Origin of the sequence: Neobacillus sp. 114 (assembly GCF_030127045.1) — a bacterium.
Taxonomy (GTDB): domain Bacteria; phylum Bacillota; class Bacilli; order Bacillales; family Cytobacillaceae; genus Neobacillus; species Neobacillus rhizophilus.
In genome coordinates this window covers 3,725,526-3,740,645 of the sequence record NZ_CP126144.1, presented here as the reverse complement: position 1 = coordinate 3,740,645, position 15,120 = coordinate 3,725,526, and the positions used below count along the sequence as shown (strand labels likewise).

Sequence of the window (15,120 nt, the reverse complement as noted above, 5' to 3'; positions counted from 1 at the left end):
AAAATAAAAAGTGAGTAAACCATAATTATATTATGTAAACTGAATTGACTTACAAATATTATTTCTAATTATAAGAATAGAATTGTAGTTTAGCATGAAAGGGTGGTTAGCAAATGCTAGATACCAAAGCGGAACTCCAAAAAAGCGGGCAGCAAGACAAAACATATACACTGCTAGGCCCGGATAAGAAACCTTATCAGAGTAAAATTCCAGGTACATACGGCGGCCACAGGAAAACAAAAGTCTACGGGCGTATGGATTGCCCGTCGGCATTACGGGCCATTGCCAAAGGAGGCTATGTACAGAATCGCGTGTTTTTTGCAGACGAGGAGACCGCGATTGCAGCGGGATTCAGGCCATGTGCATCATGCCTTCGAGAAAAATATACGGAATGGAAAGAAAGACAAAAGCTTCAGAACCCTAATCGATAAGGAGATCTTGCCATGCAATCACAAATGGAGGAATTGTTAGATTTCGAGGATAATTGGCTGGATAGGGAGGGCCTGGACGAGGGTGACGGAAGGAATGTATGGTTGGAGGAAGGAATCCGGTTATACACACGATTTTTGGAACTCGATAGAAAAGAACCGAGGTATTCCATTATGCTCGCCAATCTATACCTTCAATTGGGGCGGGATGAAAAAATGCGCAGGGGCAACTATCGGAGGGCCTATGACATATTACGAAGGGCAACCCTCCATAGCCCCGACAAACCCGATGCCTTTTACCACTTATCCTTTATCTTGGCTGAAGAGGACCGAAAGTGGGAAGCCGTCTTATTTTATGGAAAAGAAGCGTTGGAAAAGGGAATAAACGGCAGCAAACGAATCAAACTACTATGTAACCTGGCTCTTGCCTATACAAGAATCGGATACCCGCAAAAGGGTATGGATTTGATTATGGAAGCGGCCGCATTGGATGTGAGGAAGGAACATGTTTGGTTCATCGAATTATACATGGATAAACTGAAAAAGAAGCATCTGGAGCCCATACTTTTAAAAGAAAATGACGAAAAGCGCAAGAGAATCACCCATCATGATATCGACCAAATACTCGATGATGCCATGAACGGAAAATACGTGGTTCTTAATCTGGCAGACTCTGAAAAACTTGTTTATGGAAGCAGCGATACTGTTAGGCTGGAGCCGAAGCAGGCGGAACTGCTGGGTTATTTGATCGATAACAAAGGGATCTATTGTGATAAAAGCAGAATTGAAAAAGCGGTATGGAATGATCAAGTGTTGAATCCAGCCGTTGTCAAACGATACATTGCGGCCATTCGAAGAAAATTAGCAAAGGCAATGGGTAGGAGCGATATTAAAGAGAGTGTATTAATAACAACCCAGAACGGCGAATATGTTTGGAATGCCGATATCCCTGCAAAGGTCCTCCGTAAGGGGTAAAAATCCGGTTACGACCATCGTAACCGGATTTTTATATATTTAGGGTGCAAAAGATAAGGGAGGATGATAAGTATGAACCTACTAAAATTAGAAATGATGACGGCGACAGAACGGATGGCAGAGGCACTAACAATGAGAGGGTTGTTTGTTGAAACGAAAGACGATTTCATCATTCTGACAGAGGAAAACACCAGGGCAGATATCATGAAAACACAACGATTGCTCAACGACCTAGGAATTCCAACGTTTTGGCAAGGGAACCAATTCCAGCTATTAGTGAGCCGGTTTCCGATTGCTGCGATGAAGAAGATCATCAATGTACCAGGCAAGGAATTCCCAGTCCATATGGAGGGCTATCATTTCAAATGGAGAGCCTTTGCACAACGGCGATTTGGTATCAAAGTGAATGCCTTGGACCTGGATGCGAACATGGCCATGTTTGTCAAATCACTGAATCTAGCAGGGATTACGGCTCTTGCAGGCTGCAGCGGCCATCACCGTTACCCGCCAAATGTCCAGCTTTCAGGCGCCTATCAGGGAGCATGGTTTAAAGTGATTCAGGAGAAATATTTAAATGGGCTGAATCTTCATTATACATGGGAAGTCCAATTCGATAACCGGTCAGGTTCCTGTATTAGGGCCGTGGAAACAGGGCGCTGGGACATGAGTTTGATTTATCAGGACACGGTGCAAATGGCCGAGGTGCTACAAAAATATGCTGCCGAGATTCGAAAACTCAAAAAATCCTCTTTTAAACGCAGCAAAGACATGAAGGAAACAGCCGGCAAACTACTAAAGGAAGAAAATGTAGACGTATTAGTAGATTGGATGAAAGAACAAGCCGAAAAGCAGTTCAGCCTTGTCTGATAAAAATATGGATTGAAAGGATGGAGAGAATCATGAAAAGTACTCAAGATTATTCCGAACAAATAGTAACGTTAGCAGAGTGGCTTCAGAAGTCTAAATACACAACAATCCTAACAGGAGCGGGGATGTCCACAGAATCAAACATCCCGGACTTTCGCTCGAAGGATGGCTGGTGGAACAATATTGATCCAAGAACAGTTGCCACCACCGAGGCTCTCGATAACCATTATGATTTATTTCATGAATTTTATAGCATGAGAACTAATCTGCTTGAATGTTGCCTGCCGCATAGAGGGCATCATCTATTGGCGGAATGGGAGCAGAAAGGCCTTATCCAAGCCATTTGTACACAGAACGTCGACGGTTTCCACAGCGCAGCCGGCAGCGATCAAGTATACGAACTTCATGGCTCCATCAACAAGTTTCGCTGTGCCGACTGTTCTAGAATCGTAAGCAGGGAGCAATTCCTGAACAAGGAGAGATGCAGTCAATGCGGTGGCAATCTCCGGCCAAATGTTGTCCTTTTTGGTGAAATGCTGCCGGAGGAATGCTGGAGCGCTTCCCTCTCGCATATTCATAAGTCAGATCTTGTGATTGTGATCGGAACAAGCCTGGAGGTATACCCAGCAAGCCAACTGCCGCAAATGACAGAAGGTAAAACCGTCTATATTAACACAGAAACGAACGGAAAGAATCAAGACTTTAGCCTCATTATTCAGGATAAGGTCGGAAATGTCCTAGCAAAAGTAAACGAAATCATAGAATAAAAAGAAAAATAATTTTCTGAGTATAGTAACTTTTTCCTATAGAACCATGTTATACTTGTAATGCAATTGTATAAATTAGGAAGCACAACAAAGAGTGACGTATAGTCATTTCATTCGTTATCTTTGCCAACATCACATGTATTACTATACTAATATGAAAATACATGTATCTATTTGACTACTTCCATTCTTTGTTTGAAGTAGTTTTTTTAAATTTTGTTTTCAGAAATATTAGAAATTTTATACATACCACTGGGAGGGTTAAAAAATGGAGAAGGAAATATGGAAATGGATATTGGATACGTTCCCCGATGAAGGAATTGCCAATATTGCGGACAATCTGATGATCAAAATAAAGGGTTTTCGCCAGTTAAATCCCCAGCAAGCAAATTTCAAAATGGTGAGAAACAGGATCATAAAGGAAGCGCTTAGTCAAAAGAATAGCAAAAAACTATATCATTTCTTTGATTCTATCGTCGAAGACCGTTCCGAAATCGAGTCGTTAAGAGGGAAAAGTATCGAGGAGCTTTTACAGGTGCTAGAAGAGGAAGGGCTGTATCCATCCATCTTACTTGGGGTGCTGCTGTCCAGTGAGGATGAGGAAGATCATGGGAAGGCTCAGGAAATATATATAAAACTTAAAGAGGAAGAAAAACTCGACCTACTGGAAAAGCAAGTGGATGAAAAGCTTGCGAATGAAGAGGAAGTGGACGAGCAGGAAATCTTGGAACAGCTGCAAAAGGGGATAAAAACGGCGCTTAAGGAAATCGAGAGGCTGGAAAAGAAGCTGAAGAAACTGGAACAAAAAAACGAGGAGTTAAAGACTAAAGAGGCAAGCAGTCAAACAAGCCTCAAAAATGAAAGGAAAGAATGGAAAACCGAGAAAAAGGCATTCCAGCAGGAAATCCAATCCCTTAAAGCAGAGATGGGCTTGGTGCGTATTGATAGGAAGAGCGCTTCAGCAGAAAAGGAAGAATTACATAAAAAGTTGGCCAAGCAAACAGAAACAGTGAAGTTGAAGGATGAAGAGATTAATAGGCTACATGCACGCGTCCTCAAATTAGAAACAGATTTAGAGATTCAGAATAATCATAACAAATCAGGAAATGACAAGATAAAGGTTACGATGATCGGTGACCCTTATTCAAGCAAATTGCTGAAGTATGACAAATTTGAACTAACCATTTTAAAAGGTTCAGAGTTTCAGGAAGAAAAAGGACAAACGGCATTGGATCATGCCGATCAAGTCTGGCTGTTGACTTACAAAATCCCAAGAAGCGTTCAAAAACGAGTAAAATCCGTCGTGAAAAACAAACAAACGAAGGAATTTACGACATTTGCCGACTTGGAAGACCATATGCTGAAGGGGATGTTTTAACGTGAACAAAACATGGAACACCAACTTGATAGGCGTCCTTGCCAGTGAGGAATCGGTACAATACGCACTGCGTAAAAAAGCCATCTTCAAAAATGGACAAGATGTACTGCAGTTTTATGTAAGAATCATCAGTAAAACGCCAAACAGTTTCCCGCTCATCAAATTGATTACTTTCTTCGGGACGGATTTGGAAAAATGGGGCTTTGAAGGTAATCATCTGGAGGAAACGGAAGGCAGAAGGGCGGTCTATCGCTTTCTCGGGGATAACCTGCTGGTATTCAAACCGCAGCAGAAAATCCGCTACGATGGACTGGAAGTTTTTGACGGAACAGACCTGATCCTCATTCCAAAATCGGAAAGGTATCATGAGGGGGTAAGTTTGACGCCGATGCCGATCTTTTCGGAAGAGGAGCATGGCATGACGCAGGAAGAATTTGAACTGCGGCTACAAGCAAGTGAATGGGTGGGGAAAATTGATAGCATTTCCCATGAGCAAAAGGACACACCGGAATATATCTTGTGGAAAAACAGTGATTCAGTTTACACCGTTTATGGAGAGTTTTCCGGTCACCATTACGGGGAGGAAGGATTTTCCTTTACCAGGAATAAGCTTTTGAAATCGGCTCCTTTTGAGGAAGAGTGGCTCGATGATTGTTACGAGGTTGATCATACGTTGTTCGTACCGCACGAAATCTTTACGTACATCGATGGGACCATAGAAGCGGCTGAGCCGTTGGAGATTCCTTATCGAAAATCGCCCTATATGGAGGAAACGGAGCGGCGTCTGGCGGCTGCACAAGTACAAAGACCCGACCCTGTGGTAACTGTTGACCGGAGCCGCATGTCGGAAGCGGAATTGATGCAGGTATTCATTCGAACCACGATGGAACAGGGACTGCTTTATGACAAAAAGGATCTCTATAATTTTCATACAGCGATGAAATCTTCCAACCTGGTGATCTTGGCCGGGATGAGCGGAACGGGTAAATCGAAGCTGGTCCAAGCCTATACAAGGGCACTGGGGCTTACGGACGATTATCAGATGACATTGGTACCTGTCCGGCCTGCCTGGACGGATGATGCGGATGTCATTGGATATGCGGATACACTCAATAAAGAGTACCGGCCGGGAGACTCCGGGGTCATCAACGCCCTGTTGAGTTCCAAGGACAACAGCAACAAGCTTCATATCATCTGTTTTGACGAGATGAACCTGGCACGGGTGGAGCATTACTTTTCGCAATTTCTTTCGGTTCTGGAGATGGAGGCGGGACCTAACAGGGGCTTGAGGCTATATAATGACGATTTGAAAAACCTGCTGAAGAATTCATCGATGTATCCACCCGTCATCCCAATTGGTGATAACGTCATCTTCGTTGGAACGGTCAACCTGGATGAATCCACCTACCATTTTTCCGATAAGGTCCTGGATCGCGCGAACGTGATTACTCTAAATGTCCTTTCGTTTGATAGTCTCATGATGTTGACGAGAGAGATGAGGGAAACAACAAAGCTTCCTGAAGGAAACGGAACCGTAACCTTGGATTTGTTCGACAGCTACCGTGACAAAACCAAGGATATTCATATGAAGGAAAGTGAATTGGCCCTGCTATGGGAAATCCATACCGAGCTGCAGAAGATCAATAAAAACCTGGGAGTCGGCCCAAGAATTGTCCGGCAAATCGATCAATATCTTAAGAACCTTCCTGATAGCAGCTGTTTCACGAGGGAAGAGGCATTCGATAAGCAAGTGGTGCAACGAATCCTGACCAAAGTAAGGGGGCCGGAGGATTTCTTGAAAAGGTTCATCGGGATTTACGATACCGTCACAGAGAACATTGAAGCAAGCATCCTGGGTGACCTATTGGACAAGTACGATGAGGTGTCCGAATTCTACGACACCCGGAATGTCCTGGTCCAAAAGGCGAAAGAGCTGAAGCACAATGGCTATACCCTCTAATGGATTTGAAGTCATCTTTAACCAAAGACTAGGGAATCAGGACAACCCTATCACAACGGGACCATTTTTTACGAATGAAGATGATTTTTTTGAAAAAAGGGACGAAGCCTCCATCGAAATAAAGGAATATTTAGCCGTATCCATCACTTTTCGTTCCATTAGGGCGGATGCCCAGTTCTTCATGGATGGTTTGGAAATCCTTCCTGATCCGAATCTGAAAACCGATTCGCAAGTAGGGGAAGTATACCTTTCCCCTTCTGAACATCCTGTCATCCTGTTTGACCACAATGATGAATATTACCCGCTGATTCCGGGCTATTATCGGATGATGGTAATTTATGATGGGAACAGGTATTACAACTGGGTGAAAGTTGTTCCGAAACAGCTCAACGAATCGCAGTTGGAGCTGATGAAGCAGGAAGTGGAGCAGGAATTAAACGGTTTGGCGAGGGAAGTGCTGCTGAAAAAAACAGACTTGGATACCAGGATGGATGAAATCCCACTAGGGCTGCTGGAGCAATTTTTCGTGATCAACAAGCGATTTTCCACGGTGATGGCGGCGTTGACTGATCTGTATCGAAAGGTCAATTTTCGAATCAACAAAGGCTATACCTTTGTTTCCAAAGAGAGGACTAGATTCATAGACGATAAAACCATTCGTCATGCCGCCTTCCGCTCGAATAATGAGCAGACCTTCAAGGCGCCCGTCAGTGAGGTGACCTATGATCTGCCGGAAAACCGTCTGGTCAAAAAAATCATTGACTCCATTTCCAAAACATTGACCGGATTTATTGAAAGCGTTGAAAGGACAGCGGGGAACCTGACGGAACTTCATGCTTCAAGTCCCATCGAAACCGCTCCACAAAAGGATATCACCTTGCTGGAACTTGAAAAATTAATCGGGATTGCCGGAAAGATGCGGGGAGCCATCCATTGGATCAAGACGGCGCCATGGTACGAAAGTGTAGGAGCCTATCATGAATCAAGCATCCCGCATGTGATGAACAGCGATCCAAGGTACCGTGCGCTTTACCAGCTATATCGAGAACTCCATCAGGAGAAAAGCGAAGTACGAACTTATCCATCCTATGCATATCAGTGGAAACGTTCAGACAAGCTCTATGAGATTTGGGGATATATCCAGTTCATTAAGGCCTTCACGGGAGATGAATTAGCGTTTTCTCCTAAGAGCGGTTGGATCTTCAATGAGGACTTCGGCAAAAACGATGGGTTCATTCCATCGCTTCCTGCCAATACGGAGGTAGTATTGAGGAAGGACAAACTGAAAATCGTGTTAGTCTATGATGGACACCTGCCGACACAGAGCAGGCTTGCGACAGCGAAAAAACCTTTATATACAAGGGGAACGCACACCACCCCGGATGCAAGACTGGATGTCTATAAAGAAGATGTATATATTGGCAGCATCATCGTCGATTTTAAGTACCGACCAAGAAATAAGATATGGGACGAAAATCTCATTTACAATCAAAGGCAGAATGAGGTCATGCGGCAGCTGGTCAGCTATAGTGATAATATTCATTCGAACTTTCTGTTTGGAGCCGTCGAAAACCCGCTTATCAGCCGGTTCAGCCCGGTCCAGGAAGTATGGGCCGTTTATCCGAACCGGTTCGGTGCATCGAGAAGTTACGAATATCCTGATCATAAAGTGTGTCTAGTAGAGATGACTCCAGGTCAATCGAATGACCTTCTTGTTGATAAAATTAGGGAAGGTATTGATCGTCTTTTGAAGACAAGTGAGCTGATTATGGGTACTGTTTTCAAAGATAGTTCCTCGAATATAAACATGGTTCGGGAACTGGTTTAAATATACTTACTGACATCAATAATGTATTGATATTTTAATACACAGGGGGGGATCTGCAATGGCGCTCTCAGAATCAAAAAGAAGGATACTCGAAGCAATCAAGCAGAATGTCATTCAAGGAATAATAGAAGACAAAATGAAACAGGGCCAATCGCCGGATTTAAAATGGATGAATGAAGTTGGGTTCCACTTCCGTCAGAAAAAACGTACAAAGCTGGCGGCTTTTTTTAAACGAGTAATGTCAAAGTTTATTAGAAATCATAGGAAAGATGAACATTTACAAAATGTGGTACGATTGGAATCCTTGAATAAAGAGAGATAGAAGATATTTTGATGGGATAATGTTTTGGTATAAAGTATCTTTATTTTTTAATTAAAAGCTAGCATGAAGGATAAATAAGCTTTCTTCATGCTAGCTTTTTTTTCAATCAATAATTTAAACTATAAGAATTGATTTTTAACCAGATGTTGGAATTTTCATTTTGGGAGTAAGGTTTATTACGGAATATCATGAAGTGGAAAAGAGAGAATCTTTTTAATGTTTTTTCTGAATTACCTTTAAAAGACAATCTTCCTTCGCTTTTTTTCACTATACAGTTTGTAGTCTCACAATTTCCTTAAACAATCTGCCCACTTCATGGTCTGATTTTGAGAATACGTTTTTAATAGCGCAGCAAAGTGAGAGAATCAGTTCGGATCCTTCTGACTGTTCGAATTCTATACTAAAATGTTCCATTAAAAAACAGCCCATATCCCATCTTACTCGATAATTACTGTTTTTCATATAAAAATCTCTTAACTTAATAATTTTTCTGCAAGCTCCACATTTTCTGGGTTCTTTGCCAAGTAAATATTTAGTTCATTTGAAAATTGTTCTTTATCATTTACATATACAGAAGAGAATAGCCTTCTGCAAAACTCAAACTCCAACGAAGGTCCTAATAATTTCGCGTACCCGCTTTTTAAAAACTTACCAAAGGCAAATAATGCCCGGTCCATTTTACTGATTCTATTAATTCTTTCCGTTTGGCTTTTTATATCGTTTAATTTTTCATGAATAAACGGAAGGTAGGTATCAAAATAGAAATTATTTATATTTTTTAGTTCAGCAATTTCTTTAATTTTCCCAGATTTGATATATTGATATGCTCGATATGTATGTTGGTCAAATTTAGGATAATAATCTGGTTTAATAATATGTAGAAGAAATATTTGCCAAACGCCAGCTCTATTCATAAAAAATTTCATATTTAGTATGTAAAAAATGGCATTTACAGAAAAGAAAGCATCTTACGTAGCTGGCTTTATAGTAAAATAATAGTAGACAAATAATTGAAGGGAAATTTCTATTCATGATGACAGAAGGACTAACGACGACAAAAAAGCCTACATCTACATTTGAAGAATGGTTGGAGCATGATGCTTTAGAAAATATTAATTATTTACGAGAACAAAAAGAGCTTTTTGAAAGAAATAAGATAAAAAGGAGAGATTTTAATCGTAGTTTAGATTATTTTGTTAATCTCTTAAAGAGCGATTTTTTTGGGGATAAGATCGTTTTTATTGTTGAATCTGTTAAAGAATTATCGAATGGGGAGTCCGTGGTTGTCAATGCCCAAGTTATGCAAATTAATGAGAATGGAGAGTATGAACTGTGTGCTCATCCATTTAAACCGCAAGTTCCATGGTCGGTCTCCTCAACTGTATCGAAAGCTATGCTAACACAAAGCATAACAGAGGGTCTATTGTTTGAAGCGAAGTATACAAAGCATATTCTAAATTTAATAACACCAGATCTTAAAACATATACAGATGTCGAGGAATCTTTTATGCAAACTTTGAAACGGCTCGGCGGATCGATCTTAGCCGAAAATGCCGAAAAATTGTTTGGCCGAGATGCTGAAAAAGTTATCGTAACGAAACTCCTCGATACGTATGATTTAGTAGAGAAGGATCTTTTGGCAAAGTTTGAAAAATTGGGTACTAAATTTGAACAGCTAGAACGACAAGAATTTGATTACGCCGAACGTAAAGAGAAATTAACGGAACAACAACTGCAGTGGCAAAAAATACTTGAGAACATTCAAAATTACACAGAACTAGAAAACAACAGTACAGAAGAGGAAACCGGTGAACTTCATTTATGGAACGCTGAAACAGCAGTAGAACTTCTACAAAGCCTTATCTATCACAATTCAGAAGATGACCTCATTTATGATGAAACTGTCATCGAGATGTTTTTACGAGCATTACAAATAAACACGTTGGTTATTTTATCCGGACCTTCTGGAACAGGTAAATCAAGCATCGTTACCCATTTTGCCCAAGCGATCAAAGGGGCTAAAGCAAAAATGGTCCCTGTCCAGTCTGGGTGGACCGATACGCAAGATCTTCTTGGCTATTTTAACCCGATTGATAAATGCTATGTGCCCTCACCATTTATGGAAGCACTAGCTGATGCGGCGAGTGATCCTGATCATTTGCATTTAATCTGTTTAGATGAAATTAACCTAGCTCATGTTGAATATTATTTTTCTGAGTTTTTAAGTATTTGCGAACAGAAGAAACCGAGACTTCAGCTCTATAATAAGCGCTATTTTTTACAGGCTAAGCATCTGTTAAATGAAAATAGTCCAAACACCAAATATGAAGAGCTACTAAATGCTAGTGACTTAATATATAGTTATCCGTATCAATTTGAAATCCCCAAAAACGTTCGTTTTATTGGAACAATGAATATGGACCATACGGTAAAATCATTAAGTCCAAAAGTGATTGATCGAAGTTTTATTATTGAGATTAACCATATGGATAAACAAGAAAAAACGAAATTGGCAACAAAGCTAAATATTAAGAAGCTTACAGGTCACCTCGAAGTAACTCTAGATGAGTTTAGTGCGGTTTATAAAGAGGTACAGGCGTTTGAAAAGGAAGCACAAGCATTCGTTGAGTTATCCCAAAGCTTAGACGAAATTGCAAATGCCCCTCTAAATAGTAGAGGAAAAAAACAAGTCGTTCATTATTTAGACCGTGTTCCTAAAGATAAATTGACAAAAGCTTTACTTGATAAATACTTTGACCAATTGATTTTTACAAAGATACTGCCACGTATTGAGCTATCTACTCGAGATGAAAAGGGTATTGCGTGCTTAAAACAATTCCAACAAGAAATAGAAGCTTATCCACGATCGGCTGAAAAGTTAGAACAAATGCTTAGAGATGACCGTGTTATTCGTTTTTGGTGATAGTTATGAAACTATTAAGTATTTATGTTAAAGAAGAAAAGCAACCGTCACTAATCGGTAAAATCGAATATGCTGAAGAACTTGTCCAAATGTATGAAGAATTACCTAGGGAGGGGCGCTATTACATTATGAACGAATACACCCGTGAAAAAGGAAAGCTTTTACGTATCGGTGTAGTAATTCAAGGTGCTGACGAGGTAATTGCTCAAGATTCATGGGGGGACAAAATTCATCTCTGTACGTCAGCTTTGGAAAAAGATCTTTGGTACGAAAAAAGGCAATCATGGATGGAAAATGGCTATGAACAATCAAAGGATGCTTTATTTGGTGCAAATGCTTGTGGCGAATGGGAAATTATAGCTTATAGCAAGGAAGGCAAGAAGTTAGCTTCCGAAAAAGTCAAAGTCATACCCAGCTTACTTTCTGTTGAACAATATTATATGATGCAGATGGAAGTGAAGAAACAGTTTGAAGAGCTAGCAGTATTTAAGCTTGCAGAAAAAGACGACCGTGACATGATTCGTGATTTGCAAATTCGTCTGTTTCCTATTGAAAAATTTAAAAAATTATTTGATGAATGGATTAAGTGGCTACAGCAAATCAAATATAGTCCGGCAGAGACACTCATTACGACAAGAGAAAAGCAAATGAAGCAACAGATCAAAAATTGGGATGCAAAAACAATCCTAGAATCAGCTATGTTCCCATACCGTGAGAAGTTGTCGGTCAAAACAACATTAAAAGTCGTTGATTTACCCGAACATCAGATGATCAAAGCGATGCTAGAACAAATCCGTGAACGAATACTCCAAGAATCTATTACTGAAAAAGCTATATCCAACGATTTAGCGGCTATTGTAAAGGATATAACTGGAAATAATTTAGGTAAAGAGCGTGATAACCGCGTTGCTGAAACAATTCAAAGGCGTAAGCGACAAATCGACGATGATTTGAACGTTTTGCAAAAAAGACAACAAATTTGGCAGCATTGTAACGAGAAGCTTAATGAGTGTCTAAGCGATATTTTATTTGATGTGACAGAACAAGAGCCGATTTGGACTCATTTATTTAGTAGTCATCATGTATATCGACCTGTATTTGAAATATATGAAAAAGTAATGGAACTTGTACCAGAATTAACACCAAGAGAGCGTGATTTTGAGAGAACAATACTTAATTCACCAAATTTATTTGAAATTTGGGTTCTTTTCAGGCTTATACATCAGTTTCAAAAACTTCAATTTAAAGCAAAAGGTTTAAGTGATTCACTTGTAAACTATTATGATGAGCATAAATCGTTAAGTGGATGGAAACAAATCTTTTCATCGAAGCAGGATACAATGGTGTTATATTACGAACCGGAGATGACCATTGATGATGGAGGAAGTGTCAAACCGGACTACATTATTATTACTAGAAAAAACCAGAAATCGATTTGGCACGCTCATTCGCTTGATGCGAAGTACAAACCTTATACAATTCTTAGTCCGAACATACTTGCAAAAGATTTAGAACGTTCAGGGCGAAGATATTTACGAATAGCCAATCACAATATTGAAATGAAAACGGCGGCCCTTGTTCATATTGATAAACATACAACTAATTGGAATATTGATACGGATAATGTCTATTCCTTGAGTCAATTTTCAGCAATGCCAGGTCAAGTTGAGAACATTCAGACCTATTTGAAGCGAATTTTTCACTTCTATTTAGGTAAGCACAATATGTGTCCAAGCTGTGGTCAAAGTTCAGAGGTGATTGACGATTTTTATAAGCAAACATATCTTTGCGACTCATGTAATGAAGTTTGGGTGAACAATGTTTGTAAATATAGAAAGCAGTATCATCCGCAATTTAAGGTAAAATTATTAAAATATCCATCGGGTAATTACAATGTGCAAGTCGGCAATCAATGGAATGTCTACTGCCCCATTTGTTCAAGAGATGTTAATGGTCATAAAATGGAGCACGATCTTTTTGGAAATGAAATTGGTTAGGTGGATTGGTATTAGGAGCTGCATCTTTACGCAAAACCATTATTTACGCGTTTCAGTATCACCATTCTATCAAAACACATGTGATATTCGGCAACATAGTCTAAGCCTAACATAATTAACGTTAGAAAATTTTAAGCGGAAGTTTGAAATTACTTCTGACTTTTTTGTTTGACAACTACTGCATAGTACAACGATACTAGTAATAGAATATGCATCAAAGAGACGGTTACATTTAAAGTGATCGTCTTTCTTATTTTACTTATACTGGTAATACAAAAAAGATTAAAGAGACGATTACAATTTAAGTGATTGTCTTCTTTGACCCAAATCATCTAAGTTCCTCAATTCTAGGCATCTTCAAAAGATTTGAACAGAATGTTCGATGGCAGTATTGGGTAACAATATTGTTATAAGTCCCACTAAAGATAATACCCCTAGATAATACCAGTAGTATGATGAAAGTTCTGTTGTTTCTTTTCCTTCAGCCCCAACTTTTAAAATATCCACTAAAAATAAAGGGAACTGATAGATTTTATAGAATTTATGGAATTAAATTAGTTCATTAACTTTTAAATATACATGAAGGATATGGGGGGAAATATGAAGAACGAAGAAATCGTACTACAAAATAAACTTATAGCCTGTCACAACATTATAGAAGAACAACTTAAGTTAATTGAGAGAGAAACATTAATAGGTAACACGAGAAAACGTTGTGATATACTCTTTGAAGACAAAAATGGTAAGCAATTATTTGTTGAAGTAAAGGAATATGTTGATGAAAAAGCAATAGAACAGATAATTGAATATAAGAAACTAGTATCATCTGAGGACGCAAGGTTCATACTAATTTCTAACAGGCAAATAGAACAAAGCTTAATTAGTAAACTTGAAGACTTAGAAATAGAAAGCCAATGGATAAATAAACAAGATATTGACGTAAAGTTGGATAGAATTTTAGAAGTTCCAAAAGGAGGTTCTAAGTATAAAACTAAAGATGAAATTTTTCGAAAATTAAATAATCAAAAAGAATTAGCAGAAGAGATTTTTAACTTTATTTCAACTACTCTCCACACTAGAGATAACCCAATTATGTGTAACATTTCGGATGGAATTATGTTTCAGATTATTAACCGTAATGAAAAATTCCTATCCATTTCAACAGTAGGAAATCGATTATTATTTCATCTTACAAAAAATAGTGGAGAGCGTGATGATATCTTTAATAAATATAAAGTCGAAATTCCAGAACTATACAGATATACAGATATTTATCCAGATAAAAAAGACAGAGAACAAAATCAAATCGATATAAAATTAAAAAACGTAAGGGATCTTGATTATATAAAACCACTTATTACAGATGTTCTTACTTGTTCAATAAATCATTAATAGATGTCTTATTGTGATACTATAAGCAGATTAACCTCATATTTTATGGAACGAACTGATGCTTATATTGAAAAAGAACAACTTTAAAAATAAAGTAATTTAATGCGCAGTACATCAATACTGGCATTAGATTAACCATTTAAAAGACGATTACACTTTAAGTGATTGTCTTTTTTATTTACAGGCTAAAAGTGAATGAGAATACTTTACTATTCAATCGCCTTATACATAATTTAAGTATTTTTAGCACTTAATTAGGCAATCCTTGGTTTACCTATAAAAA

The 15,120-nt window shown here is 38.9% G+C and carries 12 protein-coding genes; 11 read left to right on the top strand and 1 reads right to left on the bottom strand.

Features of this window, described 5'->3' with window-relative positions; translation table 11 throughout:
* The first annotated feature begins 113 nt into the window (after nt 1-113).
* The 8 genes from QNN06_RS18125 to QNN06_RS18090 all read left to right on the top strand — a co-directional run bounded on the left by QNN06_RS18125 (nt 114) and on the right by QNN06_RS18090 (nt 8,525).
* Complete coding sequence (locus tag QNN06_RS18125; protein ID WP_284035665.1) at nt 114-431, top strand: Ada metal-binding domain-containing protein; 318 nt, start codon at nt 114-116, stop codon at nt 429-431.
* Nucleotides 432-443: 12 nt separating this feature from the next.
* Nucleotides 444-1,403: a winged helix-turn-helix domain-containing protein gene (locus QNN06_RS18120; RefSeq protein WP_284035664.1), complete on the top strand. Its 960-nt coding sequence runs from the start codon at nt 444-446 to the stop codon at nt 1,401-1,403.
* Between the two features lie 72 nt (nt 1,404-1,475).
* Nucleotides 1,476-2,270, top strand: coding sequence for a hypothetical protein (locus tag QNN06_RS18115; RefSeq protein ID WP_284035663.1), 795 nt, complete (start codon nt 1,476-1,478; stop codon nt 2,268-2,270).
* 32 nt (nt 2,271-2,302) lie between these two features.
* Entirely contained in the window at nt 2,303-3,037 is a 735-nt protein-coding gene (locus QNN06_RS18110) for an SIR2 family NAD-dependent protein deacylase (protein WP_284035662.1), read from the top strand.
* 268 nt (nt 3,038-3,305) lie between these two features.
* On the top strand, nt 3,306-4,415 hold the full coding sequence (locus QNN06_RS18105) for a hypothetical protein (RefSeq protein ID WP_284035661.1): 1,110 nt from the start codon (nt 3,306-3,308) through the stop codon (nt 4,413-4,415).
* Between the two features lies 1 nt (nt 4,416).
* The gene (locus QNN06_RS18100; protein WP_284035660.1) at nt 4,417-6,375 is read left to right on the top strand and encodes an McrB family protein; all 1,959 of its coding nucleotides are present in this window, start codon (nt 4,417-4,419) and stop codon (nt 6,373-6,375) included.
* The gene (locus QNN06_RS18095) at nt 6,359-8,203 is read left to right on the top strand and encodes a DUF2357 domain-containing protein (RefSeq protein ID WP_284035659.1); all 1,845 of its coding nucleotides are present in this window, start codon (nt 6,359-6,361) and stop codon (nt 8,201-8,203) included. The genes QNN06_RS18100 and QNN06_RS18095 overlap by 17 nt, the downstream gene beginning before the upstream one ends.
* Nucleotides 8,204-8,261: 58 nt before the next feature.
* Nucleotides 8,262-8,525, top strand: a complete 264-nt coding sequence (locus QNN06_RS18090) for a hypothetical protein (RefSeq protein ID WP_284035658.1) — start codon at nt 8,262-8,264, stop codon at nt 8,523-8,525.
* 473 nt (nt 8,526-8,998) lie between these two features.
* Here QNN06_RS18090 and QNN06_RS18085 read toward each other — a convergent pair whose 3' ends face one another.
* A complete protein-coding gene (locus tag QNN06_RS18085; RefSeq protein WP_284035657.1) occupies nt 8,999-9,439 on the bottom strand; it encodes a hypothetical protein in 441 nt (146 codons plus the stop codon).
* A 116-nt stretch (nt 9,440-9,555) separates the two neighbouring features.
* Between QNN06_RS18085 and QNN06_RS18080 the strand changes: the two genes are divergently transcribed.
* The 3 genes from QNN06_RS18080 to QNN06_RS18070 all read left to right on the top strand — a co-directional run bounded on the left by QNN06_RS18080 (nt 9,556) and on the right by QNN06_RS18070 (nt 14,837).
* Nucleotides 9,556-11,448 (top strand): McrB family protein, encoded by a 1,893-nt coding sequence (locus QNN06_RS18080; protein ID WP_284035656.1) that lies wholly within the window; start codon nt 9,556-9,558, stop codon nt 11,446-11,448.
* A 5-nt stretch (nt 11,449-11,453) separates the two neighbouring features.
* The gene (locus tag QNN06_RS18075) at nt 11,454-13,445 is read left to right on the top strand and encodes a hypothetical protein (protein WP_284035655.1); all 1,992 of its coding nucleotides are present in this window, start codon (nt 11,454-11,456) and stop codon (nt 13,443-13,445) included.
* Between the two features lie 600 nt (nt 13,446-14,045).
* Complete coding sequence (locus QNN06_RS18070; RefSeq protein WP_284035654.1) at nt 14,046-14,837, top strand: endonuclease NucS domain-containing protein; 792 nt, start codon at nt 14,046-14,048, stop codon at nt 14,835-14,837.
* Nucleotides 14,838-15,120 lie beyond the last annotated feature (283 nt).

Coding starts and splice junctions, on each gene's coding strand:
- QNN06_RS18125 (WP_284035665.1), top strand. CDS start 114: ATGCTAGATACCAAAGCGGAACTCCAAAAAAGCGGGCAGCAAGACAAA.
- QNN06_RS18120 (WP_284035664.1), top strand. CDS start 444: ATGCAATCACAAATGGAGGAATTGTTAGATTTCGAGGATAATTGGCTG.
- QNN06_RS18115 (WP_284035663.1), top strand. CDS start 1,476: ATGAACCTACTAAAATTAGAAATGATGACGGCGACAGAACGGATGGCA.
- QNN06_RS18110 (WP_284035662.1), top strand. CDS start 2,303: ATGAAAAGTACTCAAGATTATTCCGAACAAATAGTAACGTTAGCAGAG.
- QNN06_RS18105 (WP_284035661.1), top strand. CDS start 3,306: ATGGAGAAGGAAATATGGAAATGGATATTGGATACGTTCCCCGATGAA.
- QNN06_RS18095 (WP_284035659.1), top strand. CDS start 6,359: ATGGCTATACCCTCTAATGGATTTGAAGTCATCTTTAACCAAAGACTA.
- QNN06_RS18090 (WP_284035658.1), top strand. CDS start 8,262: ATGGCGCTCTCAGAATCAAAAAGAAGGATACTCGAAGCAATCAAGCAG.
- QNN06_RS18085 (WP_284035657.1), bottom strand. CDS start 9,439: ATGAATAGAGCTGGCGTTTGGCAAATATTTCTTCTACATATTATTAAA.
- QNN06_RS18080 (WP_284035656.1), top strand. CDS start 9,556: ATGATGACAGAAGGACTAACGACGACAAAAAAGCCTACATCTACATTT.
- QNN06_RS18075 (WP_284035655.1), top strand. CDS start 11,454: ATGAAACTATTAAGTATTTATGTTAAAGAAGAAAAGCAACCGTCACTA.
- QNN06_RS18070 (WP_284035654.1), top strand. CDS start 14,046: ATGAAGAACGAAGAAATCGTACTACAAAATAAACTTATAGCCTGTCAC.